Here is a 24,563-nt window from a genome sequence, read left to right as displayed (position 1 = left end):
CAACGTTCGGTCTCAGGAAAGTCCCACCTCGTAGTCAGCCGCCAGCTCCTGGAACTCGTCCCACTCCGGGAGCCGGTCGTCGTCGACCTCGCCGTGCGTCTCGAGGTAGCGGAGCAAGGCGTCGATTTCGTCTTCGAGCCCATACTTCGCCGCCTGCTCTCGGAGGTCCGCCTCGTCGACGTCGACGTGGCTGAGCAGGAGGAGACAGTACGAGCGGTGGCGGCTACCGTCGTCAATCAAGAGGGTGTGACAACAGAGCTCCGCCAGCGAGACTTCGTCAAGTTCCTCGGAGTAGACGTAGTAGCGATGGCCGGTGAGCAGGAACTGGAGGTCGAAGACAGCGAATCGAACGAGGCCGGTTTCGTGGAACGCCTCCGCGTCGATCTCCGTCTCGGCCTGCGCGAGGAATTCGTCGTAGTCCTCCCAGAGAATCGTGCCCTTCGGGGCAACGGCTTCGAGGCGTTGGCGATGCAGATGGTGTGCGAGTTCACGGGCGAACGCGTGGAGGCGGTCGAAGTTTGCATTAAAGTCATAGCGGCCGTCGTCCGTCCCGACCAGCCCGAGGTCACGAAACCGCTTGAGAACACGGTTGACCGTGTTGCGGTAGTTGTCGCTCCGGTCGGCGATCTCGGAGACGGTTCGCGGCTGGTCGAGGTAGTACAGCACCTCGAGTGCCTTGCCGGTCAGTAGCTCGGGGAAGTCGATATGGGAGTGCTGGCGGACAAGATCCTGGTAGCGTTCGACGGCACGAGCATCCGACGGGACGACCCGTTTTCGCCGCCCGTCGCGTTCCGTGTAGACGAGCCCCTTCTCGACGAGTTCGGCGACAGCACGAGAGAGGTAACTCTCGCTGTGGTTGAGCTTCGTCGCGAGCTCGGAGATCGTGTCGCCGCGGTCGACCGTGGCGAGGACCTCGAGTTCGATGCGCCGGAGCACGGTGTAACATAGTACGAAACTTGTATATAAAGAAGTTTCGAGTAGTGTTACAGACAGCCGTTGTGAGAACCGTCTCCATCGTCTTAACCAACAAAACTATGGAGTCGCGGGTAGCGTTGGTTAACACGAGAGCAGCCAATGTCCTACGAACCCCCGACCCCACCGGCGAATCTCCCAACGGAGATCGTCAACACGCTCAACGAAGCCACATCGGAGCATCTTCGGGACGTTGCCAGCTACGCCGAGGCGTTGGCCGAATACAAGGAGCGTGAAGCTCGTCTCGAGGAGGAAGAGGCGGATGACGCCGACGTCGAGGAGCGCCCCGATGACCTCCCAGACGACGTGCCGGCGAAGGCGACGATCACTATCAAGGAAATCAACGACAACCGCTACTACTACTGGCAGTGGCGGGAAGGAGATTCGGTGACATCGAAGTACAAAGGGCCGGTGAATCCCGACGAGTAGACGAGATTGAACTGTAGCCTGATGTTCTTTTCAGTACCATTAGAGACGTAGCAGACGACACCCCCCCAGAGTGTGAATGGGTCCGGTCAACCCGGACGAGTGAAACCCGAAGGGAGAGGACATCCACCCCACGTTTCCGTCGTTTCTCCACCGTTTCCGCATCATCGATGGTACCGACGACAAAGAAATCGTAGGACACACCCCCCGTTTTCGAGTTGTAAATGGGAGAGGGAAAGGGGAAAGTACAGTACATCGACCGGCACGTCAAATCTCTTGGCTCACCCACCCCCCGTTTTCGAGTAGTAACGAGACATCCCGACGAATGACACCCCCCATTTTCGAGTTGTAACGCATCGCGCGGGATACGAACACCCCCCGTTTTCGAGAAGTAAGTGCGGGGAGAATACGGGCGAGATCAGTTCTTACTCCGGAACTGCTTCAGCCGTTCGCGGACAACCGCGCTGATAGTCGCCTCTTCGTGAGCTAGATCTTCGAACCGGGAATCCTCACGGATCGTCTCCATGATCGTTTCCGGATCCTCGGAGAGGGAGAAATACATATGCACTCCTCTGCCTCGCCCCTTGCCCCGACGCTCGAAGTCCAGTACACCGTACGTACTCTGCTCTGTGACGTGATTTACGAACGTCTCACGGCTGTACTGGTCCGCATCCATCGTATCGGCAATGAATTGGTACGTCTTGAACGCAGGTCCAGCAGGGATCCACTCAGGATGTTCTCTTGCGTAGTGGGCAGTGGCCGCTACAGCGTAGATGGAGAGTTTCTTTTGAGTCGAAATGCCGCTGATATGGCGGAGCTTGCGGTTTTCGGTGTATTTTTCCTGAGCATCACGGACATCAGTCTCGATAACCGTGTCAGCCCCACGCCGCTCGGCTAATTCACCAGCCCATCTGAGGAGGTCAATCGCTTTCCGTGCATCCCCGTGTGTTTGGGAGCCGAACGCAGCAACAAGCGGAACAACGTCATCTGCAAGTGAGTCTGGCTTGAAGGCGTCCCGCCGGTTGCGGAGAATACTGCGGAGCTGGTTCGCATCGTAATCGTCGAAGAAGATGTCGTCAGGGTTGTAAGAACTCTGTGCGCGGCTGTTGAGATCCTTCATGAAATCAGCGTAGTTCGTGATCGTCGTGAGCGAGATGGGACCATCAAAGTCGGCGAGTTTGCGAGCCCGTGAAAGCTGGTAGATGAGAGAATTGTACTCTGCTTCCTGATACGGTCCCTCGAGCATATCGATCTCATCGAGAATGAAGATGACACCATCGTAATACTCTCGCATGAGTTCGTACAGTCGCTCGAGCTTCTGATCCGTTGAGACGCCGGTTTGGGGAACACCAGGATCAACGCCGAGGTCGTCGGCAGCAGCTTTGACTAACCGATAGACAGCCCGATCTGCGGTCTTTGGCCCCTCGCAGTTGATTGAAATGACCCCGAAGGTCTTGCCTTGGGATTCACACAGTTCGACGATCTGTTTGCAGACTGCATGAATGATGAGCGATTTCCCCGTTCCAGATGGCCCGCTCAGGAGCATATCCGGGATCCCTTCATTCTGGAGGACCGGTTTTAGATTGTCGACGACACGGCCCAGCTGGTCGTCACGACCGACGATACGATCCTCGTCGATGATAGTATCTGACCGGACGAGGTCTTTGTTCGCGAAAACGCCACCGGACGACTCGGTTTGGAGCCGATCACGAATTGAGATGCCGCCACCGTCGCCGTTAGTTGCTTCTTGAGACGAATCAGCGGGATCTGATCCGTTTTCGAAGGTCGTTTGTGACGTGCCAGGAGACGCCACCTCCTCATCCGTCGATTCAGGAGTTTCAGGATCAGCAGCAGAAGATTGACGATCCTCCTCACCTTCCGGATTATTCGATCCTGCTCTACGTCCCTCTCGTCCCATTATGAACCCCCTCGAACTCTGGGTATAAAAATATGGACCCTTGTGGAGTTGTAACCGGGCGAAAACAGGCCATCTAACAACTACAGACCCGTATCTTCAGTATGAGTCAGATACCGTCTTCGGAATCTATCACCCTCCGTTGTCGAGTTGTAACGGTTCGACGAAGCTCGCTGTCGTCGATCTTCCTCGATGACCCGGACCCCCCGTTTTCGAGTTGTAAGACGTTGGGGCGGTAACACACCTGGTTCGATACTCCCACCCTCACGTTATAAGGAGAAGTGAGTCTCGAAGCAAAATCCACATAATCTGGATTTTGTGAATGATGCTTCGGGTGATACGGTCTTACTCACACTCCCCGTTTTCGAGTAGTAAGCACCAGAATAGTAGCGAAAGAACGATGCTCGTAGGACCTGTTCACGAATGAGAGTAATACCGGGTTTCGGACATGATTGCTGGCGAAGCCGCTTTGGTGATCTCGAATGGTTCACCCCCTCCCCCCTTTTTCGAGTTGTAAGTCGATGGGAACAGGCCACACCAGACGCCATGTAACGAGCGTTGAGTTAACAGAAGTTGGCGTAGAGGCGATGAGACGTGATAGTTCACCGGATCAGAACCACGGACGAGATGAAGAGGTCATCTACTCCAGAGATCTCAATCGTCTAGCTGCAGCTAGACGATTTGTTTTCTTTGTCTCTAGTGCGGTTGTGGTAAGATAACGTACAACATAAACCTTCTCATTTCTAGTTACAAGTTAGAAGATGAGGTGCTCACTCTCTCTATCGTGTGTATCTGCCACAATCAGCTATTTTGCAGTCCCTCTTGCTGTTCACCCCCTCCTGCCGTCACGAGTTTACAACTCGAAAAAGGGGGGAGGGGGTTCGCCAGGTCCAGTCCATGATACCGACTACACGTGTTCCGTTGATCTCTCGTCGAATATGTTCCGAATCCAGTCAAGAGGTGCCAGTATGCTCTCGACAGCTCGGACCAACTGCGTTTCGTAGTACGAGGGATCGTACGATCCGACTACCTCGTGTGCCAACAGAACCCGTTCTCGCGACATTTTCTCGTCGTCGACAACCACGTATTCGATTTCTCCGGGTACGTCGGCTGGCTCGATCTCCCCGAACTGGGTGTTCTGTGAGTAGCCTTTCAGCGGCTTGGAGACGTGATCCGCTCAACGAGCCGTTCCACTGCTACGGTACCCGTCTACAGCTCGTCGATTACTCGTTTCAGACGCCCGAGTACCGCGTCCGGTGACCGTGTGGTATCGAGCCGGTCGAGACAGTCCTCCTCATTTCCGGAAACGATACTCATTCTCAAAGCTGGTCGATCTTGGTGTTCATAGTTCAAGTCCGAATCCGGGAAAGACGGTATATACGCTTTTGAACCTCTGCCACATTATCTATTTTAAGATGGAGCCTGAGAGCGATTTCACAGATTTGGAACTCCCTAGGGTCATCGACACCTCTTCTGATGACCTCATGGAGGATTTCTATATCCCTCTTCTCTCACGAGCTAAGATCTATCGACGTGGTGTCGGATACTTCACTACAAATTGGGTCCGATCTGCAGCACGGGGAATAGCGGAACTTGCTGAAAATGGCGGTACAGCCCAGTGGATAATGAGTCCTATCTTGGAAGAAGATGACTGGGAGGCTCTTAAGAGGGGTAACCGTGCTAAATCGGATGAGGTACTCCGAAACTCGCTAGATAGCACGATTTCTGATCTGCGGTATGACCTGGAGTATGAAACTCGCAATGCGATCGCGTGGATGATCGCCGACGGTTTACTCGAAATCAAGCTGGCTGTTCCTTCAAAGAAGTTGTCGGGTGATTTTCACGATAAATTTGGAGTATTCTATGACTGGTATGGGAATCGTGTTGCTTTCCATGGTTCCCAGAATGATAGCGAACAGGCTCTCCGGAATTACGAAGCATATACCATCGACTGCGATTGGATTAGCGACCGTGATAACGAGGGGGTGAATATGCAAGAAAAGCGGTTTGAGAATCTTTGGGAAGACGAAGATGAGAATGTTGGGGTCCATACAATCCCAGAGGGAGTTAAGGAGGGAATCGCTGAACTCCGAGATAATAACAATCGACCTTATGAACCGCCAGAATCAGTCGCCACCACAGAATCTGAAATTGTTCTCCGAGATTATCAACGGGACGCTGTTGATGCTTGGTTCGAGAATGACAACAATGGCCTATTCCAGATGGCAACTGGAACAGGCAAGACGTTCACAGCTCTAGCGGCGCTTGATGAATACACAGATACCGTAGATGATCCACTCCTTTGTGTAATTGCTGTCCCTCAGAAACACCTCGCGCGGCAGTGGGCCCAGGAGATGGAAACGTTCGGGCTTGACCAACCAAAATTTGTCTATCACTCAGCTAATCCGGACTGGAAAAACGATCTCTCTCGAGCGGTTTCAAATTTAGAACTCGGAATCAAGAACTACGAATGCCTGATTACAACTCATCAAACGTTCTCCGGAGAGCACTTTCGAGAGAAAGTGAGTCAGCTTTCTCGGGATACAATCCTCATCGGGGACGAAGTACACGGCCTAGGTTCCGAGGGCAGGCGAAAAGGGCTTCTTGATTCCTATGACACGAGGATTGGGCTATCAGCGACACCGGAGCGCTATTATGATGAAGAAGGTTCTAACCACCTGCTTGACTATTTTGACGGGGTCATATACGAGTACCCGTTAGAAGACGCCATCCCGCAGTATCTGACCCCATATCGGTATCATCCCATTGTTGTTGAAATGGATGAAGACGAGCTGGAGGACTATCGTCAAATGACTCAGTCTGTAGTCGCATCAAGATACTCTGAAGATGCGGATGAGGAGACAACAAATATTCTCCAATCACAACGCGCAGAAATCGTTAAAGAAGCGATCAACAAGTATGATGTCCTCCGAGATATCCTCCGAAGTTTAGATGATATCAAGCACCTTCTAGTCTATACAAACTCAGAACAGATAGACACAGTCGGGTCGATTCTGAACGAATTCGGGGTAATGCATCACCGATTTACCCATGAGGAGGGTGATGATTTGCGCGAGGAGTTACTTACCCGGTTTGGAGAGGGTGAATACGAGGCGCTTGTGGCAATGCGGTGTCTAGACGAAGGTGTTGACGTTCCAGCTACCAGGACAGCAATCTTGATGGCTAATACCGGGAACCCGATGCAATTTATCCAGCGCCGAGGTAGAGTTCTTCGGCAAGCCCCCGGTAAGGATCGAGCGGACATCTATGATCTACTCGTGGTTCCAACCCTTGAGCCAGACGAGGATATTGCGATGTCTGAACAATACATCCTTGAGAAGGAACTTCGTCGATTCGAGGAATTTGCTGAAACAGCGGAAAACGAATATGAAGCTCGCAACAAGATCGAAGACGTTCGTATCGCATATGGTATCTGAGAAGATACATTGATAAGCGTTTGTAGATATGGTTGCAGTATCGCATGAATGACTCCGAGGTACATTCGTTGATCCTTGACCGTGTTGACGAGGTTGAGGATGACGATCTTCGGGCCTTCTTACGCGGGGTTTTGGAGCATGAACGGGACATTCTGAAAGAGCCGCGAGCCGAGTACGCTGAGCAGTATAAAGAACTCGTGGACAATTTTGTCGGGAACGAATCACTGCAGGAATTCGACAATGAATAACGTTCAGATATTCGAACTCGAAATAGAGGATTACCGACAATATGAAGGAAATCAAACTATCCCCTTAGAGACTACGTCTGAGAAGCACATCAACGTGATTGAGGGGCAGAATGGATCTGGCAAGTCAAACATTCTGAACGCGATTACGCTGTGTTTCTACGGGGAAGAAACCCATACTGATTCGAACGATGACGAGGGCCTCGAGTCGGACCCGCTTGTCAACAAGAAGCGGCTGAAGGAATTGGAACCTGGTGAATCGATACAAGGGCACATCGAGATCAAGCTGGGTAAAGGTGAACCCGAGTACGCCTTCCGACGAACTTTCTCGACAGCTCGTCAAGAAGATGCTGCGGAAGGAGACCGCGAGGAACGACAATTTAACAGCTCTATAGGTGACCTTCGGCTACGCCAGCGGTTTGGCGGGAATGACTGGCGACCGAACCCGAACCCTGAAAATATTCTTCGCGAGATTCTTCCAACCCACGTCCACGAATATTTCCTGTTCGATGGTGAACAGCTAGATGAGTTCTTCCAAACTGGATACACCGACCACGTACGGGCAGCTGTGCTCGATGTATCTCATATTGAACTTCTGAATAGTGCTGTTAGTCATTTAGGGAAGGTACAGCGGGACTTTGAGAGTGAATCCTCCGAGCTGGGCGGTGATATACAAGAACTCCAAGAACGGAAGGAAGAAGCCTCACAAGAGCTAGAACGGCTCAAACAAAAGCGGGATGACTTAGAGGACGAGATCAGCACCGCTGAGGGCAAAATAGATGACATCTATGATGAGCTTGCGGGTAGTGCAGACGATGACGTTCGGGAGATGCAGCAGCGCCGTGTCTATCTGGAAGAACGCTTGGATGAACAAGAAGAGGAGCTTGTAGATGCGAAAGAGGCTGTAGGGGCATCACTCGCCCGAGCAGGCGGGATTGCATACAACGCTGATGCCCTCCGATATGCTGTTTCTGAACTGGAAGAGTACGAATCGTCACAAAACGGTGTCCCTGGGCTAACAGAGGAATTACTACGAGGGATTCTTTCTCGGAATACGTGTGTTTGTGGGGCTGACTTGGCTGAATGTGACTCTTCACGAGAACACATTGAGGGCCTGTTGGAAGAGCAAACTAGTGAAAGCCAAGACGCAATTGAGGGTCGACTCCGGATGGAGCGAGCACTCCGTGATGGCGAATCGCTTATTGAGGATCTCCTAGCTGACCTCAGCGAGCTAGAGGATACACGGACAGCTATCGACGAGAACGAGACAGAACTGGCCAACATCTCTGCCCAGCTTGAAGACGAAGATATCATCGATAATGAACGCGCCCAGGAACTAGAGCAACGCCGTCGGGATATCCAAGGTCGGATCAGTAAGATGGAACGTGAAGTTGGGGAGCTGAACGGGAAAATTGAACAACAAGAAGATGTCGTTGATGAGCGTCGAGAGGAGTGGAAACAGGCAATGCGAGAGCAGGACGAACATGACCTGCTTGTGAGACAGAGTGAGTTCATCGACAGTGCGACTGACAAGCTCTCTGAGATCAAAGGAGAGATTCTGGAGCAGGTTCGGACAGAAACTGAACAACGGCTCGAACGATACTATAACGATCTTATTTGGAAAGATGAAGACTATGAGGTAGTCCTCACTGAAGAGTATGAGGTGCGCCTCTACGGTCCGGACGGTCGAAAGAATCTGGGTTCACTTTCTGCTGGCGAACGACAAGTGCTTGCTCTCTCGTTCATGGCTGCACTTTCCAAAATCAGCGGATTCTCCGCCCCTGTTGTCATCGATACACCCTTGGGACGGATATCTAGCGAGCCGAAACAGCTTATCGCGCAGAACGTACCTGACTACCTGAATGATACCCAGGTCACGTTCCTCATGACTGACGTCGAGTATAGTGAAGACGTCAGGGCGTACATTTCCAACGAGGTTGCGAATGAGTACCATCTTGAATTCCAAAACGGTGTAACACAGGTGACCGACCGATGAGTCAAGATACCGAAGACAGCTACGAGGAACGTGAACCCCGGCGTGACGTCCATATAGATAGCGAACGGCGAGAAATGTTTGAGGCGTTGCAGGAATCTGAGGATTCTCCCTTCTATCAAGCTGAGAATCACGATCTGTTCATGTTTGCACTTGGATATGGGAGAGAGAACACAATGCCTGAAACGATAAAGAACGAAAAGGGCGCGTTTTTCGGGCGTGCGAGTCTATCGGAACGCCAGCAGGCTGTTATCGAGGCTGTGGCAGTGAGTGAAGAGAGAGATGTTCGAGTTCTTCGTGACCAGCGGATGGTCTATGAGATCGCAGAAGAGTACGCTAATGCGGGAATCGAATTGCTACACGGCCGAGTATTTGGTCCGGCAGATGACGAACCACGGCGGGAACTGGCTCTCGAGGTCAAGGAGCAGTATCAGCCAGAGGAGGACGACGAACCGTGAGTCGTCGTCGAATATTATTGCGAAGTCCACTAGTAGCACCCCGAGAAACAAACGTAACAACGATGCAACCCCCACTCTGTCGGAGGGATCTGATTCATGGATGAGAATCTATCTGAGGTTGACGAGGAAGTTCGAGGTGTAATAGAAATTATAGCTCAGCACATCAGTCATCAAAACAATTCTACCTCTCTTACGGACTTCGTGGACGAAGTCGGGGAGGCTAGTAGTGTTGATGATCTGTATGATTATCTCCTTGACAACCCGAAAGCTGCGGTCAATCTAGTCGGTGATTTAGAGGAGTACTTTGATCACCCTGCTCCTGACTTGGAGAAACTGAAAGAAGGACAAGGCGAATTTCCTGCTGATACTGAGCCTTGGTGGAATGTCGTCGAGGCCGACGCAGCGAAAATCCATCCCAAAGATGGAGGAAGTGAAAATCAAGAGAATGCGATCGATCTCGGCAAGAATTCCGTCGATCTCATCGTCACTTCTCCCCCTTATTGGCAAAAGCGGGACTATGGGACCAAAGACCAGCTGGGACAGGAGCCTGACCCGGATACCTATATCGAGCACCTGATCGATGCACTAGAGCACTGGAAAGTGTTTCTGCGGCCTACTGGGTCTGTATTCCTTAACATCGGCGACACATACCATAATAAAAGCCTTCAGGGAATCCCTGGTCGGTTTGCAAGAGCTGCTCAAGAGGCGGGATGGACTATTCGGAACGAAATTCAGTGGGCTAAGGATAATGGAATCCCGTCTTCAGCCCAAGACCGGCTTGTTCCACGGCATGAGCCAATATTCCATCTAGTCCAAGACAAAGATAATTATTTCTATGACTTGCACGGCTATTCAGAGTTATACGGAAATGGATCTAACCCGGGAGACGTATGGCGGATCTCTCATGATCGGAATACTGGAGATCACCTTGCTCCTTTCCCACGGGACCTAGTGCGGAGGGCAATCACGCTTGCCTGTCCTCCTTCAATCTGTTCCGAGTGTAATGAGCCTAGACGTCGGGATACGAAGCGAGGATTAACAGAGCTCAATACGGATCGTCCGCAAGCAGAGCGGGCATTGGAAATTTACCATAATCACGACGAATTGACAGAGGACCATATCCGAGCCATTCAGGCTGTCGGGATTTCTGACGTGGGGAAAGCAGAGGAATTCCAAGTTGGTGCAGGAGCAAACGATGAAGATGTTCAACGTCGTGCTAAGAAGGCAAAAGAAATTCTAGGTGGTTACTTCCGTGAGTTCACTTTCCCTGAGTGGACTACTGTCGGGTGGACGAGCTGTGAGTGCGAGGATCCTGATTGGAATAGGGGAACTGTCTTTGACCCATTTGCTGGCTCTGGAACCACCATCCAAGTTGCGAACAGTCTCGGATATAATGGATTTGGGACAGACTTAGATATTTCCAACTTCCAACAGGACCAAGCACTGTCCACATACAAATGACGAGATACGTCCTGAAACCTGAAGTCGTACGAGATTGTCTCCACCGGTTAGTCGATGCCCCTATCCACCGGATGTTTCCTGGATATCTTTGTCTCCAGCAACAATCCGGGCTCGATAATCGGAACACTGGACTCTCCTTTCCCTATAACGAATTTTTCGACGATTACCTCCGTGTCGGGGAGGATGATTCGGACAAGCCCTATTTTGTCCCCTTCAATCAATCAACAAACCCGTCGCTGAGTTCTCTCTGGTATAATAAGAACGTCGCCGGTACATATGCTCCTTCCTCCCTTCGATCAACTGCCCCACTTATGCAAATCGCCGAAGTTGAGAAAGGAGGACATAATTCGAAATGGGGAATTGAAGATCGTCATTGGCAGCTTGCCCGCCACCATCTTTGTGATGACAACCAAATCCCCGCAGAATCTTTGTCTGCGTATCTGTTCCGCGACTATGGATTTGAGGTGGACGATCCTTCTGCTTATACTCTTGTTGAGACATTCATTGAAGAATTTGGCTACGAATTTGGTGGAGAAGCTTTCTCCCACTTGTACAGAACTAGTGATTCAGAAATAACGGAGGAGTCATTTGTCACCTATGACTGAGCACACCCAAACACAGCTGGGAATCAGAAACACCCACCGTACACCGACTAAAATACGACGGCTAACCCCTGATCAGCTCGGTATTCCTTCAAGTGGGGATGAACAAGATGAAGAAACACGCTGGGAGTCTCTGCGGGAAAAAGCGTTTGAGGCCAAAGATGAATCAGATGTTGGGGTAGCAGTCCGAACTGAGGATGGCTCTGTCTGGGCTGGAACTCGACTAACGAAAGGGATATCTCATGATGTACATCCTCTCGAACTTGCAGTCTGGAAAGGGTTTGACAGCACTAAGCAACCAATTGTAGGTGTTGCAGTCGCGGATGAAGAGATGTCATCCCCTTGTGGACGCTGTCTTCAGGTTCTCAAAGATTATTCGTCTGAAGACGAAGTGATTATCCACATTACTGACGGTGAGCAGGTCGAAGAGACCGCTCTCGCCGATTTATTTCCCTAACGTCTCCCAATCTGGACCAGGGGGCGGTGGTCATCACAGAAGCTAATTATTACCGTGGAAGCTCATCTAACTAGAAATGGTCGAGATCCCCAGCCCCCTTTGTTCCCTGTTTAGTGCTCCGATCGAAGAAGAGGATGGAAGATACGTAGTAGAAGTCCCCTCGAGTGAAGTCGATCATGAAGCGTTGTCAACAAACGAAACGTATCGAGTGGCCATTATAGAGTCCCAAGTCTCGACAGCGTCGTCGATGCAACCAGAGTCACAACAGCCTCCTTCTCGGGAGATTAAGAACCAATCCTCCTCGGAGCCGCCCGTGGATGAGGGCGAAGTGCGCGACGTAACAATCGAAACTGTCGGCGATCAGGGAGACGGTATTGCAAAAGTCGAACGTGGGTACGTCGTGATCGTTCCCGGCGCTCAACCCGGTGACGAACCAACAGTCGAAATCGAACAAGTTCAGGAGAACGTCGCGTTTGCGAGCATCGTCGATAGCGATCCGCGAGCACTCTAACCTGTTGTCCCTTCTGTGGATCGGTCTTCTTCTCGGTAAACCATCGGTGTGAGAAGGCTCCGTTTGAGTTTGTATGATGGAGGTGGTTCTGAAAGTCACGTCATGTCTTCTCCACCGTTCGTAATGGCACAACCTTCCAAGGTCGAAATTCAATCTATGACAAAGGAACCGATTGAGGTACTCGACGACCTAGCCGACCAGGTCGCCGATGAGTTCGAGGCGTATAGACAGCCGGACGAGTTCAAGGATGTCTCGCTCGTGATTGAGAACAGCGATAAGGAGCGTCCGACGCTGATCGTCCACGTCGATAGGGAGGATGCGGAGTCCCTTGCCGACCGTATTGATGAGTTCCTCCGCGAGCACGGTGCTCGTACTGAACGGGAACGACACTCAGCTACGGACGTCCGTGTGTTAGCGACGGTCGACTGACACCGCCCCTCCAATTTTTTGACAGACTGCAGGCACGCCGAAGGCCCCTATCTTCACTTCCGATCTACGAGGTCCCGACCGCTTCAGCTCAGGAGGTCAATCTGCGAAGACAGATACTCTTGAAGGGCAGTGACCGTTTCTTCTGAGACAGCTGAGGCCCCGAAGTCACTCCGAAATCCGTGTTTGAGTTCTTCGCTCTCCAAGATCTCCAGACCACGCTCAAGTTGCTCCCGGAGCGCATCGTCGTCCCCTCGCCGTAGGTGGGGTGTGACAGCGTTGAGGTCGATCTCTTCAGCCACTGCCAGGATGTCTCGAAGATCCGTTTCTCGGCCACTGTGGAGCTTTGCCGCGACGAGGACTGCCCCATCGATGACTCTAGCCGTCGTCGTCACTGTGCCTCCGCTCACCTCCTGTTGGTGGCTGTGGTCGTACAGGTAGTCGAACGACCACTGTGCCTCCGTCTGGCGACACCCGAGTCCGTTTACCAGGAGATCGAAGCCGATCGGCTGTTGCGGCGTGAGCCGCTTCTCGTACTCGATCACTTCGGTGTCGTAGAACCACTCTTTAGCGTGGCTGTCCGTTTCCTCGAAGTCCCGCCGTTCGAGGAATTGGACGAACTCGGCCTTGGAATCCGGTGCGACGACGATATCGAGGTCCGTAGAGAAGCGTGCGTTGAACGCTGAGACTGCGTAGCCACCGACGAGAACGTACTCGTGGCCCTCGTGGGTGAGCTCTTCGAGCAGTTCGATGAGTGCGTCACTTCGATTGTTGAAGCTCATGGCTGCGCCCGTTCGGTCTCTCGATACGTGACGCCGAGGTCGAGGTCCTCGTACATCCGGTCGAGCATCGCGAGCGCCGACTGGAACTGGGCGTAGTTCTCGCGCATATACTCGATTGTCTCTGCTATCGGGATCACCGGGTACCCCTCGACGTGTTCGATATCGAGTGACACGCATGGTTCGAGGACGATCTGCAGCGGTCCGTCCAACTCGTCTCGGAGCTGTCGTTCGAATGCGGTCGGGAGGTCGAACCACTCGAAAAATGTCTCCCAGGCGTCGACGTCCTGCTCACGGACAGCGAGGAACAGTGGATAGTCGTCGGGCTCGCGGCCGACCTGGTAGCCGCCCTGAGTCCACACGTAGACGGCGTCGATCCGTGTGAACGCGAACGGCCAGTCACTGAACTGTGGGACGACGTATGTTTCCTCGATGGAGGGTGGACTGACGCCGGCGCTGGCAGCGACGAGCTCGAGTGCTGCGTCGCGTACGCGCTCGTCGACGACAGTGAGACCGTCGTCATAGGTGACGTAGCCTGCGTCTTCCAGCCGATTGACGGCCTGTCTCACCGTCTCGTACGGTGTGTGGAGGTGTTGGGCGACACGGCGGATAGAGTCACCACTCTCGATAGCGAGGATGACCTGCGCCGCGGTGTCGTCGAGCACCTCGTACATCTGGCAGCTACCAATAATCCGGTAACAGTTAAAAGTCTTACTAGAGGGCGGGGAGAACGGCTCTGTCTGAGTTCTATCACTCGGGACTCTTCCATTGAATGACTGAAGAATGTAGATCTCATAGCCAATTTACATAATGTGAATAATGTAGATAATGCAAATTAGGCATCTTCCATTGATTCGTGAGGGTGGCAAAGATTGCGATGAATACGTATGAAATGCTGATAATCTAAATTATGTAGATTGCGTAGGGTCGACGGTGATTATGACAATTGAGGTTGTGCCAACAATCTACGAAATGTACAAAATGTAGATTGTGTAGATAGCGTACGCAATCTGTCTGACACAGAATTAAGTTGGACGAGCTTCATTGACCGCGTATGACCAGTGCGAAACTTACATTATCGACAAAACTCGCGCAACCTTCAACATCTACCCAATGTACATTACCTACAAAATGTACAAAATCCGCCTCTCATGGGGGTGCTGAGCTATGAGTGCTGACGAGTTTGAAGGGCTCCCCGGAGCAGCTGTCTCGTTGCTCAAGGGAGGGGTAGGGAAATCCACGATCGCGCTCAACATCGCTGATCGACTCGCTGCTCGTGGCCATGAGACGGTACTATTGGATCTGGATAAGGACGGGCACATGACGACCCAGTTGGGATACGACGATGCGTACGACCGAGATGCTAACCTCGGTGACGCCCTCATCGACGGTGAAGACCCCGAAGACCTGCTTATCGAGACGGATTTCGGCGTTCACCTCCTCCCGTCGAGCAACGAGCTCGAGAACGTTGAGACGAGGCTGAAGGACGAACGGTTCGCAGACGTGAAACTTCGGCGGAACGTCGTCGATCCGCTCATTCAAAATGGATACGACTACGTGATAATTGATGCCGCAGGCGGCCGTGGAAAACTCTCCGATAACGCCCTCATCGCCGTCCAACGCGTCATAATTCCGCTAATCCCGCGTGCTGGCTCGATCAACGGCCTCAATAAGATGATTGAACGCCAGATCTCCCCAATCCGGCAGAATATCGGGTTAGATATCCTCGCAGTTACCCCGAATATGATTCGCGAAACGATGGGGCAACACAACGAACATCGGACCCTCGTTGAAAATCTCAACCGAGAGTTCGGTTCGTTCGTCCCTGAGTACGCTCGTGTGGACCCGGAGATCTTCGATGCCCTCGATGACTCGGAACGCACCATCGATAGTATTCCGAAGCCAGGGATTCGCGAACGGACCGCGATTTCTCGCGCGTTCAAGCAAGGAATGCCGGTCTCAGAGTTCGACGAATATTGCGACCAGATCCCGAATTTCGATCACTTAGCGGACCTCGTGGAGGAACACAGCCATGCCTAATGAGGACGACCGTTTCGGGGACGTCGCTGAACAGCTCAAACAAACGGAGGAAGGAGCCGAATCGGATGACGACGAACGTACTGACGCCCAGGATGAACCGCAACCGGATGAAGAGATAACTACTGAGGACACAGAGTCGGAGACTGAGTCCATTCCTGAGCAGGATGAGGAGGATGTGGACGAATCTACCGGTGGACCGGCCTTCTCCTTTGATGAGACCGATATGCACGGCTTCTATGTCCGGGAGGACACGTGGGATGGCGTCACCCGGATGCGATCATCGGTAACTGCTGCGTGTTCTATGTTTGATGTTCCCGAGTTTGAGGGAAGAGAGTTTCAAGATGCGTGTCTCCGGGTAATTGCGGACCACGGTGATGAGGTTGCCCTCCAGATCCTCCGGGAGCGTGGTATCGAAGCCGATGAGGAACGTGTTCAGGAAGTTGTTGAGATGCTGAGCGAGCAAGCTACGAACGACTAACATTGGATTTGGCTGATTTTCCTCACCATTCAAATTTCGTGCGCATTGTACATTATGCAGATTGTGTAGCAAGCTATCTGCTTGCAGTCTCGCGATTATTCTCAGAACCGGGTCCGAACGGCGGTCGCGCAGGAGTTGAGACCGGTGCGCTCAATGCATATGGATCGTGCCGGGGCAGAACGTCAGGCAGTTTTTCAGGCGAGTTTGACAGCCGTGCCGTAGGCGATCACTTCCGATACACCCTGGGTAACCTCGGACGTTTCCATCCGGACGTTCACGACGGCGTCAGCTCCCATCTCGAGTGCGTCCGCTTCCATCCGCTCGATGGCCTGATCTCGGGCATCGGCAAGCAACGTCGAGTAGGCCGTGAGTTCGCCGCCAGCGAGATTCCGAATCCCCTGGGTGATATCGCGTCCCACATTCCGTGCTCGGATAGTGTTATCCCGGGCGATACCGAGCATCTCCACGACCTCGTGACCCGCGACACTCTCGTATTCGCGCACCCCGGGTAGCACCTTGATTATGCTATTCACCGATTAGCGTAGCCCAAACCTCAATACGGCCGATTATGTCGGAATTGGGTTGTTATCTTCGACTGTAGGGACAGTTATTGGTGTTTCAACCTCGTTTTGTGAGTTTATTACTTCATAAGCGGTGGGTAATACCAACACCTGATAGAAACGGCGTGCGATATGCCGCGATCGCTTACCAACGGTTATCTCCGCACCTCCCGTTTAGACGGGTATGGGAGCCAGTCCAAGCACTGTTGTCAAACACGTTGTCGAGGCACAGAACGACCATGACCCAGAAGGGATGCTGGAATGGATCGCACCGGACTATCAGACGGAGACACCCGTACACCCGGAGCGCAACTTCACCGGTCATGATCAGGTACGCGAGACCTGGGAGACCGTTTTCCGAACGACCCCGGACTTTGAAGCGACTCTCCTGAACATGGTGGAGGACGGGGCCACCGTCTGGACGGAGTTCCGATACTCGGGAACACAGCTTGATGGAACACCGCTGGATATGTGGGGCGTCATTATCTTCGATGTGGAGGACAGCCAGTTGGCCCGCGGTCGCGTCTATCTGGAGCCATCCGAAGCCGGGGAGGAAACGTGGCAAGATGTCTACGAGGTCGATGGAGAGGACGGCACGAACTGAGTGCGAGGCAGTGTGTTGGACCCCGGTCAGCTATCAGCCAGATTCTGTCGGTCCTTTTTCGATGTTCGAACAAGAGGCGGTGCATCCGTGGGATGCAAGCGCGTTCGGAGCAGTCGAATCTTGATGTCTCCCACTATTCGCAGGTCAATGACCGTGATAGCATGGCTCACTACGAGGCTATGTGGTTGGCCACCCTATTTATAATGGATAATAATGTCTAATATGGCACAGCCACGAGTCTCGGAAGACGATATCAACGCACTCAGAACCGGGTTCAGAGGTGACGTACTGGTCCCGACGGACGAGGGATACGATGAGGCGCGTTCGATCTGGAATGCCATGATCGACAAACACCCGGCGGTCATCACCCAACCGCTCGGAGCGAGTGACGTGATAGCGGCTGTCGCGTTCGCCCGCGATCACGAGCTGGAGGTCGCTATCCACGGCGGCGGACACAACGTCGCCGGGAACGCCGTCTGTGACGACGGTCTGATGATCGACTGCTCGGCGATGAAGTCCGTCCGCGTCGATCCGGAGCAGCGGACAGCATGGGTCGAACCTGGTGCGCTCCTCCACGACGTGGATGTCGAAGCGCAAGCACACGGTCTCGTTCTCCCGGGTGGGTACGTGTCCTCGACCGGTGTCGCTGGCCTGACCCTCGGTGGAGGGTTCGGACACCTGTCACGCACGTTCGGGCTTACTGTGGACAGCCTCCGGTCGGTCGAGGTCGTGACTGCCGACGGACGGTTCGTCACGGCCAGCGAGCACGAGAATCCCGACCTGTTTTGGGCACTCCGCGGCGGCGGCGGCAACTTCGGGGTTGTGACGGCCTTCGAGTTCGACCTCCACGAACTCGACCCGACCGTCCTCGCAGGGCCTGTCGTCTACGGCATCACGGACGCTCCAACAGTGATGCGCGGGGTTGCCGAAGCTATCGACCGGGGACCGGACGAGGTCGCGTGCATGATGGCCATCCGCAAAGCCCCGCCTGCCCCGTTCCTCCCCGAGGAGGTGCATGGTGAACTCGTGCTCATGGTGGTTGTAATGTACGCTGGCGATGTAGAGACAGGTGAGAGCGTGCTCGCGCCGATCCGCGAGATCGGCGCACCGATCGCCGACGCTGTCGGGCCAAAGCCGTACACGATGTTCCAGACCATGTTCGATGGGGCGACGAATGCCGGGGCACGTAACTACTGGAAGGCACACTACCTGGCGGAGATGAGTGACGAGGCTATCGACATCATGTGCGAGTCCGCCTCCACGATCGATTCCCCGGAGACGACGATCGGTATGATGGCGCTCGGACGTGAGATATCGCGTCGCCCGGCTGACTCGACCCCGTATCAGCATCGGGATGCCGAGTGGGTGGTGAACATCCAGTCACGGTGGCGCGACGCGGACGAGGACGACTCCCACATCGCGTGGGCGCGTGACCTGTTCGACGCCCTGACGGCGCACGCGACCGGTGGTGCATACGTCAACTTCATTAGCCAGGACGAGAGCGACCAGCGCGTCCACGATGCGTTCGGTAATGAAGTGTACGACCGACTCGCTGCTGTCAAGGCCGAGTGGGACCCGGAGAACGTGTTCCATCTCAACCACAACATACAGCCAGCGGTCTGAAACCACAGGGACGGTAACCGTGATAGCCTGACGCACTGCGGGCCATTTCCCGGCTATCGCAAAGAGGATACTCTACATGCCAAGACAAACAGAGAAGACCAATACTGAAAGAGTACAGAAGCTCTACGATTCGTTCGCTGAGCGCGATATGGAGGCCATACGGAACATCATGGATCCCGATGTGGAGTTACACGAACCACAGGGGATTGCCGGGGGCGGGACGCAACATGGATTCGACGAGATCGTTGAGAACGTCTTTTCCAGGATAGGAACTGAATGGGAGGATGTGTCGGTCGTTCCAGAGCGATACGTCTCCGACGGTGATACTGTCGTCGTGCTTCTCACTTGGAGCGGCACCAATACCAAGACCGGAAGGTCAGTCGAATACCCGGGCGCACATGTCTTCGATTTCGAGAGCGGAATGATCGTTCAGTGGACATCGTATGCTGACACCGCGTTGTTCAACGCCGCGCGCGAAGACTAGCTTGTCCGTCCGACATCTTCCGGCGCTGGCGTCCTCGAACGGTTGATCCGTGAACGGATTCCATGATACCGTCTCTCGTATCCCCTGGTTGTCCACAAAACTGGCAACTGAGTACTCAGGAGTCACTCTCGGCCCAGCTCGTTCCGCTGGGCCCACGGTCGAAGAACTGCATACACGGCTTCGTTCATGGGGACCTCAACCTCAGCCTTCCGGCCGCGTCGCACGATCGCGCCGTGAAGCGCTTCGAGCTCCATCGCCTTTCCATGTGTCATGTCATAATGGAGCGAGGAATAGGACTCAGCATCGAGATCGGCAGCGAACTCCACCCACTCGGTGGCGGTTCTCTCGGGTAACTCGATACCGGTCGCCCGACCGACGCTGCACACCTCGTCGACGATTCGTCGGTACATCTCCCATGATGCCTGCTGGTTTCGGATCTCGCCGAGGGGGAGTCGCACCGCTGCGGTCATCCCGGCGTGTGCACAGATGAACGCGGTCTTCTTCCAGAGGTCTGTCCGAATCGCCTCCGAGAGTTCCGCGTCCATCTCATCGGCACGGTCACACCATTCCAGAAGGCGTTCCGCACGGTCGCTGCGGACGCCGTCCAGCTCGCCAATAGTGAAACTTGTCGGTCCGCCCGTGTGCTCGATGACGCCGGGTTCGGCGATGGTCGAGAAAATGTAGGCGACACCCCCCATAACATGCTCGTGTCCGATTTCGGCGGCGATTTTCCCTTCGTTGTCCACGCCGTTCTGGAGTGAGATAACCGCCGTGTCGTCGTCGAGGAGCGGGGACAACTCGCGGGCGGCCGCCGCGGTGTCGAAGGATTTCACGGTGAACAAGACGTACTCACACGAACCGATGTCTGCGGGATCGTCCGTTGCGGACACGTCTATGCTGAAATCACCGTAGACGCTGTTGACGCGAAGCCCATCCTCCCGGAGCGCGTCGAGGTGGTCACCTCGCGCAATGAGGTGGACATCGGCACCGGCCTGTGCGAGACGACCGCCGAAGTACCCACCCACGCCCCCTGTCCCGTAGACCGCGATTTTCATCGCCCTTCGTTTAGAGTCACGGATACACAGCTATCTACTATCATTCCGTCATCTTCGGCCCGACTCGTGTTAACCATTCGCAATGCTATCTCCGATTGTGGTTTGCGTTCAGTCACTTTCTGCTAGTATCGTCTCAACGAGGAATCTCGATTGGGCCGATGACGCCCGGTCGAACGTCTCACTCGGGTAATACAACAGCCCGAAGTGACCGCCCGGAATCTCCACCCACTCCTTCGGCCCTGAAAGCCTCTCGTAGGCGTCACGTGCCACGGTGGGTGCAGAGCGAGGCATCTCGTCTTCTGGAGACACCACGAACAAGGCTGGACAAGTAACGTCCGTAGCGCACAGTCCAGGCTGCCACTGTGGGCTTTTCGGCCGGACGATGGTGACCTCGTTCGTCCAGTTGGTGTCCGGGCGAGTTCCGTAGCCGTTGAACCATCGAAACGCTGTCTCAGGTTTCAGCGCTGATGGACGTCGATCTTGGTCATCCCAGACGACAGGCATCGGACCACGAATCTCATCTGCAACCGGTTCGACAGACCCGGTGCGAACCATCTGCTTCATCGATTCACGAGCGGAGCCATCAGGATCGTCCGAAGGAACCTCGTCTCCGAGAGCCGGCACTTGGATGACCAGCGCCGCGACACGGGTATCCAGCGCGGCCACAACCAGTGCAGCGCCACTACTGTAACTATCGCCCCACACGGCAATGCGAGCGGGATCGACGTTCTTGAGCGTGGTCGCAAACGCGATTGCGTCACGATACCCACGTGCCTGCACCCAGGGGTTGACCTGCTGTCGCGGTTCGCCACCACTCTCCCCAAAGCCCCGATGGTCGTACAACAACACTGCCACACCAGTCTCGGTGAACACCTCGGCATATCGATCTGCGACCATTTGTTTGGTGGCGGAGAACCCGTGAGCCATAACGACGACTGGCCACGGTGGCGACGAGTCTGGCGAGTAGAACCAACCACTCAGCTCTGCTCCCGCGGATTCGAACGTCACGTCGCGTTTCATCTGTCACGATACGTGATGGTTGGCGAAATAGTTGACTGGTCACTGCCGACGTTCGTGTGGGGTCTGCTCTGGTCAGGCAGGGGCGATCCGGTTCGCGGATTCGTTCTGGAGAGTCATACACGTTCCAGAGAGACGTGCCACGAGATCCCCCTCTTCAGTCGTAATGTCACACTCTGCGAGCCCGATCGTTCGACCTTTGTGGACGACCTGTCCGACAGCCTTCAGTCGGCCACTCCAGACGGGCCGGAGATAGTTCACAGTCAGGTCAACCGTAGTGAACGATTCGTCCGGGTCGACGGTACTCATGTACGCTGTGCTGAGTGCTGCATCCCCAAGATCACAGAGTATCCCGCCGTGAATCGTTCCCATCGGATTAGCGTGTTCCGGGCCCGCTTCGAGCACCCACTTCGATTCACCATCACCCATTGAGCGGAGTTCAATCCCGAGGAAGCTGCCAAGCGGCCATGTCGGATACTCTGGATCCATGATCTTGCTGAATCCCTCTGGACCCTGGAACCCCCCGTCACGAGTGAACGCAATCGACTCCTCCAGTTCGAGTCGCCGGATCGCTGAGTCGTAGATCAACTTGGCTGGCGAATCAGTCACCTCCCTGAGCCGGTCGTACTCGTTTTGCTCAAACTCGATAGTGACTGTTGGGCCTCTTTTCTCACTCATTTCGCCCTGTACGGTATGAGTAGAGATAACCCTATGCTCAAACGATACGTCTACACTCTGTATCGGTCACGCCGGTTCCGACAGATGCTGAGTAGATCAAAAAGCCGTTGCTGCATACAGCGCGCGAGTCGGTCACGGGAGACTGGCACGACCGAACGTGGGTGGCGGAAGGTAAGCTTATCCCCCGACGGCACTCTCTTCCCACCGTGTCTGACTCCGAAACAACTGGACAGGGAGTTGCGCTTGGTGTCGGCGTCGGCCTCGCTCTCGGTGTCGCCGTGGGTGTAGCCATAGATAATATCGGTCTCGGAATCGGAGTCGGGATGGCGCTCGGAGCGGCACTCGGTCTCATGTGGGATCAGCGGGAAGCGTAGTTCACGAGACAACGTATCTGCATATGCTTCCAGTCCTCCGATTCATCTCCCAGGTGTGAAACAAAGAGCGGTGGCTTGTTGCATCCATCCTCTGTATCGGTCACGCCCCTACCAGCTGCCAGTAGTTGAGACCGGCGCTCTCAGTTCATACGGTTTTGAGATTATTATGACCCAGAAGTAGCCAATTACACCTCGAATCCTCTGTGTGCTTTGAGGATCCGGGTTAACGACACGGGTATCTGTTAGGTCTGTGAAGTATCTAGTCCATGTTCGTGCGAGCCGATGTCCCGACTGGACATGGTGGGACTACTCATGAGCAACTCAGAACAGCGGATAGCGACCGAGACAGCACTAGAGCTGCTGACCAACCAGCAGCGACGACAGATCCTCCGCCGGGTGGCTGACACCCCCGACGGGACGACTGTCGACCAACTCACACAGCACCTGCGAGGGGCGGATTCACTCCAACCAGACGGTAACGGTTCTGTAGAACATCGAGGTATCGAGCTCCACCACATTCACCTGCCGAAGTTGCAGGAAGCAAACGTGGTCGAATACGACACCGACCAGGGCACCGTACATCGAGGCCGAGAGTTCCAAGACGTTCTCTCCCTGCTTGAAGTGATTGAGGACCATCGAGAAGACACCTCAACGAGCATCTCCTAATTCCAGATCATCTTGAGAGCGTTCTCTCCGACGATCGGTGGAGCAATCAGATTGTCATAGTCCTACAGCACGCCTGCTTCAGCGGACGCAGACACTACTCGTCGGCTTTGGTAGAACCTACGGCCAGTCTTCGGGCAATTCGTCCTGATGGTCGTGCATCAATCTGAGAAGCGGCTCGATCTCCTCGAACCGAGGGCCGCGTGTGATAGTCCCGGAATCACCATCCCAGTCGATGAAACCCGCGTCGGCCAGTTTTGGGAGATGTACGTGGTGAAGTCCCGTCTTTACATGTTCGAGCGCGTCGCCATCGTCATCGTGCTCTCCCGCGACTGTCTCCGATGTGATGTCGTCCTCGTCCCGCGGGTTCTGTTGGGCAACGGCCAGAAGGATGCGACGCCGGTACTCGTGGCTGAGTATTTCGAACAGTTCATTCAGCGTGCCGCCAGCCCCTTCGTTTTTTTTGCTCGACATTTGTAGATGGCTCTTGTTGCGAAACGCGTCACTTGGTGATGCGTTCCGCGCAACCGTTGCGCGAAGAGAAATGGATGACTGCGAACGGGTACTCCCGTTTCAAGCAGCCCTCACCGGTGGGCTAAACGCACAGTGTGTGCTGTGTTCCGTACTATGGATAGGTTCCGCAGAGGGATATGGTTGTGGGTGATTTGACATCATAGCCGAATTGATGTACTGTAGTTCCCACAAAGCTACCACACCCATCGATCACTCCGTAGTTGTCGGTATCACTGCGATTCCCGAGGTTGTCCATCAGCTCGGACTTCGATGCTGCCGTCCCCGGTCACTGAGACGTCAGTACCGGCGTACTGGAATGAGGCTGCGACTGACGACGACTGGCCATCGAGCAGCGTATCGAGTGCATCGGCTTCGATCGTCTCCTGTAACGGTGGCAGGTCAGTCGTTTCCTGGTTGGTGGCCGCCGCAACTGCTCCGACGATCGCCACACTGGGGCGGCCCGATTTCCTCCAGTTATGACGAACCGTAGTGGAGCTTGGATCTGTGCTTTCGGGGTGGTCGGTCGGATCCGCGTCACCTCCTTCATCTGTATCGTCGTGCATTTTCCATCACCGGTTGTCGTCAGACGAAGTAACAGCGGAGGAAACCGCCGTGGCTTCAGTTTCCATCCCTACGATCCGGACCTTGATAGCATTGTTGTGAGAATCTGAGTGACTATTCATTGGTCGACTCGCGATTGTTGTCGAGCTGCCAGGTGAACAGCGCTTTCAGCACAACGACGAGGCTGTTCGTCTGACCCGTGCCCCAGATGGCGGTTTCGTCACGAGGTTC

General features: G+C 54.2%; 28 protein-coding genes and 2 pseudogenes. 17 read left to right on the top strand and 13 right to left on the bottom strand.

The annotated features are described in order from the left end of the window. Positions 1 to 12: 12 nt before the first annotated feature. Positions 13 to 936 (bottom strand): MarR family transcriptional regulator, encoded by a 924-nt coding sequence (locus D3D01_RS19055; protein WP_121513348.1) that lies wholly within the window; start codon positions 934 to 936, stop codon positions 13 to 15. Positions 937 to 1,074: 138 nt separating this feature from the next. Here D3D01_RS19055 and D3D01_RS19050 point away from each other — a divergent pair, with 138 nt between their 5' ends. Then, entirely contained in the window at positions 1,075 to 1,401 is a 327-nt protein-coding gene (locus D3D01_RS19050) for a hypothetical protein (RefSeq protein WP_121513347.1), read from the top strand. A gap of 415 nt (positions 1,402 to 1,816) precedes the next feature. On the opposite strand, the gene D3D01_RS19045 is transcribed toward D3D01_RS19050, so the two are convergent. After that, positions 1,817 to 3,316: a Cdc6/Cdc18 family protein gene (locus D3D01_RS19045; protein WP_199725479.1), complete on the bottom strand. Its 1,500-nt coding sequence runs from the start codon at positions 3,314 to 3,316 to the stop codon at positions 1,817 to 1,819. 842 nt (positions 3,317 to 4,158) lie between these two features. Next, positions 4,159 to 4,609, bottom strand: a pseudogene (locus tag D3D01_RS25090) (DNA polymerase I); the annotation flags it as partial. 119 nt (positions 4,610 to 4,728) lie between these two features. Here D3D01_RS25090 and D3D01_RS19035 point away from each other — a divergent pair. The 5 genes from D3D01_RS19035 (at position 4,729) to D3D01_RS19015 (ending at position 10,907) form a co-directional block, all read left to right on the top strand. After that, complete coding sequence (locus D3D01_RS19035; RefSeq protein ID WP_121513346.1) at positions 4,729 to 6,750, top strand: DEAD/DEAH box helicase family protein; 2,022 nt, start codon at positions 4,729 to 4,731, stop codon at positions 6,748 to 6,750. Between the two features lie 44 nt (positions 6,751 to 6,794). Then, on the top strand, positions 6,795 to 6,998 hold the full coding sequence (locus D3D01_RS19030; protein ID WP_121513345.1) for a hypothetical protein: 204 nt from the start codon (positions 6,795 to 6,797) through the stop codon (positions 6,996 to 6,998). Further along, positions 6,991 to 8,991 (top strand): AAA family ATPase, encoded by a 2,001-nt coding sequence (locus D3D01_RS19025; RefSeq protein WP_121513344.1) that lies wholly within the window; start codon positions 6,991 to 6,993, stop codon positions 8,989 to 8,991. The genes D3D01_RS19030 and D3D01_RS19025 overlap by 8 nt, the downstream gene beginning before the upstream one ends. Continuing rightward, a complete protein-coding gene (locus D3D01_RS19020; RefSeq protein ID WP_121513343.1) occupies positions 8,988 to 9,446 on the top strand; it encodes a hypothetical protein in 459 nt (152 codons plus the stop codon). The genes D3D01_RS19025 and D3D01_RS19020 overlap by 4 nt, the downstream gene beginning before the upstream one ends. A 96-nt stretch (positions 9,447 to 9,542) precedes the next feature. Next, the gene (locus D3D01_RS19015; RefSeq protein WP_121513342.1) at positions 9,543 to 10,907 is read left to right on the top strand and encodes a site-specific DNA-methyltransferase; all 1,365 of its coding nucleotides are present in this window, start codon (positions 9,543 to 9,545) and stop codon (positions 10,905 to 10,907) included. 47 nt (positions 10,908 to 10,954) lie between these two features. On the opposite strand, the gene D3D01_RS24250 is transcribed toward D3D01_RS19015, so the two are convergent. Further along, positions 10,955 to 11,128, bottom strand: a complete 174-nt coding sequence (locus D3D01_RS24250) for a hypothetical protein (RefSeq protein WP_199725477.1) — start codon at positions 11,126 to 11,128, stop codon at positions 10,955 to 10,957. A gap of 90 nt (positions 11,129 to 11,218) precedes the next feature. On the opposite strand from D3D01_RS24250, the gene D3D01_RS24245 reads away from it, so the two are divergent. The 4 genes from D3D01_RS24245 to D3D01_RS19000 all read left to right on the top strand — a co-directional run bounded on the left by D3D01_RS24245 (position 11,219) and on the right by D3D01_RS19000 (position 12,906). After that, positions 11,219 to 11,512 (top strand): hypothetical protein, encoded by a 294-nt coding sequence (locus tag D3D01_RS24245; protein ID WP_199725475.1) that lies wholly within the window; start codon positions 11,219 to 11,221, stop codon positions 11,510 to 11,512. Further along, positions 11,505 to 11,966: a hypothetical protein gene (locus tag D3D01_RS23545; RefSeq protein WP_147439954.1), complete on the top strand. Its 462-nt coding sequence runs from the start codon at positions 11,505 to 11,507 to the stop codon at positions 11,964 to 11,966. The genes D3D01_RS24245 and D3D01_RS23545 overlap by 8 nt, the downstream gene beginning before the upstream one ends. Before the next feature lie 76 nt (positions 11,967 to 12,042). Continuing rightward, positions 12,043 to 12,477 carry a TRAM domain-containing protein gene (locus tag D3D01_RS19005; protein WP_121513340.1) on the top strand — a complete coding sequence of 145 codons (435 nt, stop codon included), beginning with the start codon at positions 12,043 to 12,045 and terminating at the stop codon, positions 12,475 to 12,477. Between the two features lie 156 nt (positions 12,478 to 12,633). Beyond that, the gene (locus tag D3D01_RS19000; protein WP_121513339.1) at positions 12,634 to 12,906 is read left to right on the top strand and encodes a hypothetical protein; all 273 of its coding nucleotides are present in this window, start codon (positions 12,634 to 12,636) and stop codon (positions 12,904 to 12,906) included. 83 nt (positions 12,907 to 12,989) lie between these two features. Here D3D01_RS19000 and D3D01_RS18995 read toward each other — a convergent pair whose 3' ends face one another. Together D3D01_RS18995 and D3D01_RS18990 are read right to left on the bottom strand one after the other, a co-directional pair. Next, on the bottom strand, positions 12,990 to 13,685 hold the full coding sequence (locus D3D01_RS18995) for a hypothetical protein (protein ID WP_121513338.1): 696 nt from the start codon (positions 13,683 to 13,685) through the stop codon (positions 12,990 to 12,992). Then, positions 13,682 to 14,356: a helix-turn-helix domain-containing protein gene (locus D3D01_RS18990; RefSeq protein ID WP_121513337.1), complete on the bottom strand. Its 675-nt coding sequence runs from the start codon at positions 14,354 to 14,356 to the stop codon at positions 13,682 to 13,684. The genes D3D01_RS18995 and D3D01_RS18990 overlap by 4 nt, the downstream gene beginning before the upstream one ends. Positions 14,357 to 14,849: 493 nt before the next feature. On the opposite strand from D3D01_RS18990, the gene D3D01_RS18985 reads away from it, so the two are divergent. Together D3D01_RS18985 and D3D01_RS18980 are read left to right on the top strand one after the other, a co-directional pair. Then, complete coding sequence (locus D3D01_RS18985) at positions 14,850 to 15,722, top strand: ParA family protein (RefSeq protein ID WP_121513336.1); 873 nt, start codon at positions 14,850 to 14,852, stop codon at positions 15,720 to 15,722. Continuing rightward, positions 15,715 to 16,200: a hypothetical protein gene (locus D3D01_RS18980; protein WP_121513335.1), complete on the top strand. Its 486-nt coding sequence runs from the start codon at positions 15,715 to 15,717 to the stop codon at positions 16,198 to 16,200. The genes D3D01_RS18985 and D3D01_RS18980 overlap by 8 nt, the downstream gene beginning before the upstream one ends. 194 nt (positions 16,201 to 16,394) lie before the next feature. On the opposite strand, the gene D3D01_RS18975 is transcribed toward D3D01_RS18980, so the two are convergent. Next, positions 16,395 to 16,703 carry a YbjQ family protein gene (locus D3D01_RS18975; protein ID WP_255410443.1) on the bottom strand — a complete coding sequence of 103 codons (309 nt, stop codon included), beginning with the start codon at positions 16,701 to 16,703 and terminating at the stop codon, positions 16,395 to 16,397. Between the two features lie 241 nt (positions 16,704 to 16,944). Between D3D01_RS18975 and D3D01_RS18970 the strand changes: the two genes are divergently transcribed. From D3D01_RS18970 to D3D01_RS18960, 3 genes are all read left to right on the top strand, one after another. Beyond that, positions 16,945 to 17,364, top strand: a complete 420-nt coding sequence (locus D3D01_RS18970) for a nuclear transport factor 2 family protein (RefSeq protein ID WP_121513334.1) — start codon at positions 16,945 to 16,947, stop codon at positions 17,362 to 17,364. A gap of 213 nt (positions 17,365 to 17,577) precedes the next feature. Then, a complete protein-coding gene (locus D3D01_RS18965) occupies positions 17,578 to 18,987 on the top strand; it encodes an FAD-binding oxidoreductase (protein ID WP_121513333.1) in 1,410 nt (469 codons plus the stop codon). Positions 18,988 to 19,063: 76 nt separating this feature from the next. Beyond that, positions 19,064 to 19,471, top strand: coding sequence for a nuclear transport factor 2 family protein (locus D3D01_RS18960; RefSeq protein ID WP_121513332.1), 408 nt, complete (start codon positions 19,064 to 19,066; stop codon positions 19,469 to 19,471). A gap of 122 nt (positions 19,472 to 19,593) precedes the next feature. On the opposite strand, the gene D3D01_RS18955 is transcribed toward D3D01_RS18960, so the two are convergent. The 3 genes from D3D01_RS18955 to D3D01_RS18945 form a co-directional block, all read right to left on the bottom strand. Then, complete coding sequence (locus tag D3D01_RS18955) at positions 19,594 to 20,526, bottom strand: ketopantoate reductase family protein (RefSeq protein ID WP_121513331.1); 933 nt, start codon at positions 20,524 to 20,526, stop codon at positions 19,594 to 19,596. Positions 20,527 to 20,634: 108 nt separating this feature from the next. Then, positions 20,635 to 21,546, bottom strand: coding sequence for an alpha/beta hydrolase (locus tag D3D01_RS18950; RefSeq protein ID WP_121513330.1), 912 nt, complete (start codon positions 21,544 to 21,546; stop codon positions 20,635 to 20,637). A 72-nt stretch (positions 21,547 to 21,618) separates the two neighbouring features. After that, positions 21,619 to 22,221: a PaaI family thioesterase gene (locus D3D01_RS18945; RefSeq protein ID WP_121513329.1), complete on the bottom strand. Its 603-nt coding sequence runs from the start codon at positions 22,219 to 22,221 to the stop codon at positions 21,619 to 21,621. Between the two features lie 206 nt (positions 22,222 to 22,427). Between D3D01_RS18945 and D3D01_RS24240 the strand changes: the two genes are divergently transcribed. Together D3D01_RS24240 and D3D01_RS18940 are read left to right on the top strand one after the other, a co-directional pair. After that, positions 22,428 to 22,595, top strand: a complete 168-nt coding sequence (locus tag D3D01_RS24240; RefSeq protein ID WP_199725465.1) for a hypothetical protein — start codon at positions 22,428 to 22,430, stop codon at positions 22,593 to 22,595. Between the two features lie 312 nt (positions 22,596 to 22,907). Next, on the top strand, positions 22,908 to 23,261 hold the full coding sequence (locus tag D3D01_RS18940; RefSeq protein WP_233563503.1) for a hypothetical protein: 354 nt from the start codon (positions 22,908 to 22,910) through the stop codon (positions 23,259 to 23,261). Between the two features lie 117 nt (positions 23,262 to 23,378). Here the strand turns inward: D3D01_RS18940 and D3D01_RS18935 are convergent, their stop codons facing one another. The 3 genes and pseudogenes from D3D01_RS18935 to D3D01_RS25085 all read right to left on the bottom strand — a co-directional run. Further along, on the bottom strand, positions 23,379 to 23,732 hold the full coding sequence (locus D3D01_RS18935; protein WP_199725463.1) for a helix-turn-helix transcriptional regulator: 354 nt from the start codon (positions 23,730 to 23,732) through the stop codon (positions 23,379 to 23,381). A 269-nt stretch (positions 23,733 to 24,001) separates the two neighbouring features. After that, the gene (locus D3D01_RS18930; protein WP_233563501.1) at positions 24,002 to 24,220 is read right to left on the bottom strand and encodes a HalOD1 output domain-containing protein; all 219 of its coding nucleotides are present in this window, start codon (positions 24,218 to 24,220) and stop codon (positions 24,002 to 24,004) included. Between the two features lie 226 nt (positions 24,221 to 24,446). Next, positions 24,447 to 24,563: pseudogene (locus D3D01_RS25085) on the bottom strand (TrmB family transcriptional regulator); the annotation flags it as partial.

This window comes from Haloarcula sp. Atlit-7R (assembly GCF_003666065.1).
Classification (GTDB): domain Archaea; phylum Halobacteriota; class Halobacteria; order Halobacteriales; family Haloarculaceae; genus Haloarcula; species Haloarcula taiwanensis.
This window is presented reverse-complemented; position numbering and strand designations above follow the sequence as displayed.

Coding starts and splice junctions, on each gene's coding strand:
- D3D01_RS19050 (WP_121513347.1), top strand. CDS start 1,075: ATGTCCTACGAACCCCCGACCCCACCGGCGAATCTCCCAACGGAGATC.
- D3D01_RS19045 (WP_199725479.1), bottom strand. CDS start 3,316: ATGGGACGAGAGGGACGTAGAGCAGGATCGAATAATCCGGAAGGTGAG.
- D3D01_RS19035 (WP_121513346.1), top strand. CDS start 4,729: ATGGAGCCTGAGAGCGATTTCACAGATTTGGAACTCCCTAGGGTCATC.
- D3D01_RS19030 (WP_121513345.1), top strand. CDS start 6,795: ATGAATGACTCCGAGGTACATTCGTTGATCCTTGACCGTGTTGACGAG.
- D3D01_RS19025 (WP_121513344.1), top strand. CDS start 6,991: ATGAATAACGTTCAGATATTCGAACTCGAAATAGAGGATTACCGACAA.
- D3D01_RS19020 (WP_121513343.1), top strand. CDS start 8,988: ATGAGTCAAGATACCGAAGACAGCTACGAGGAACGTGAACCCCGGCGT.
- D3D01_RS19015 (WP_121513342.1), top strand. CDS start 9,543: ATGGATGAGAATCTATCTGAGGTTGACGAGGAAGTTCGAGGTGTAATA.
- D3D01_RS24245 (WP_199725475.1), top strand. CDS start 11,219: ATGCAAATCGCCGAAGTTGAGAAAGGAGGACATAATTCGAAATGGGGA.
- D3D01_RS23545 (WP_147439954.1), top strand. CDS start 11,505: ATGACTGAGCACACCCAAACACAGCTGGGAATCAGAAACACCCACCGT.
- D3D01_RS19005 (WP_121513340.1), top strand. CDS start 12,043: ATGGTCGAGATCCCCAGCCCCCTTTGTTCCCTGTTTAGTGCTCCGATC.
- D3D01_RS19000 (WP_121513339.1), top strand. CDS start 12,634: ATGACAAAGGAACCGATTGAGGTACTCGACGACCTAGCCGACCAGGTC.
- D3D01_RS18995 (WP_121513338.1), bottom strand. CDS start 13,685: ATGAGCTTCAACAATCGAAGTGACGCACTCATCGAACTGCTCGAAGAG.
- D3D01_RS18990 (WP_121513337.1), bottom strand. CDS start 14,356: ATGTACGAGGTGCTCGACGACACCGCGGCGCAGGTCATCCTCGCTATC.
- D3D01_RS18985 (WP_121513336.1), top strand. CDS start 14,850: ATGAGTGCTGACGAGTTTGAAGGGCTCCCCGGAGCAGCTGTCTCGTTG.
- D3D01_RS18980 (WP_121513335.1), top strand. CDS start 15,715: ATGCCTAATGAGGACGACCGTTTCGGGGACGTCGCTGAACAGCTCAAA.
- D3D01_RS18970 (WP_121513334.1), top strand. CDS start 16,945: ATGGGAGCCAGTCCAAGCACTGTTGTCAAACACGTTGTCGAGGCACAG.
- D3D01_RS18965 (WP_121513333.1), top strand. CDS start 17,578: ATGTCTAATATGGCACAGCCACGAGTCTCGGAAGACGATATCAACGCA.
- D3D01_RS18960 (WP_121513332.1), top strand. CDS start 19,064: ATGCCAAGACAAACAGAGAAGACCAATACTGAAAGAGTACAGAAGCTC.
- D3D01_RS18955 (WP_121513331.1), bottom strand. CDS start 20,526: ATGAAAATCGCGGTCTACGGGACAGGGGGCGTGGGTGGGTACTTCGGC.
- D3D01_RS18950 (WP_121513330.1), bottom strand. CDS start 21,546: ATGAAACGCGACGTGACGTTCGAATCCGCGGGAGCAGAGCTGAGTGGT.
- D3D01_RS18945 (WP_121513329.1), bottom strand. CDS start 22,221: ATGAGTGAGAAAAGAGGCCCAACAGTCACTATCGAGTTTGAGCAAAAC.
- D3D01_RS18940 (WP_233563503.1), top strand. CDS start 22,908: ATGAGCAACTCAGAACAGCGGATAGCGACCGAGACAGCACTAGAGCTG.
- D3D01_RS18935 (WP_199725463.1), bottom strand. CDS start 23,732: ATGTCGAGCAAAAAAAACGAAGGGGCTGGCGGCACGCTGAATGAACTG.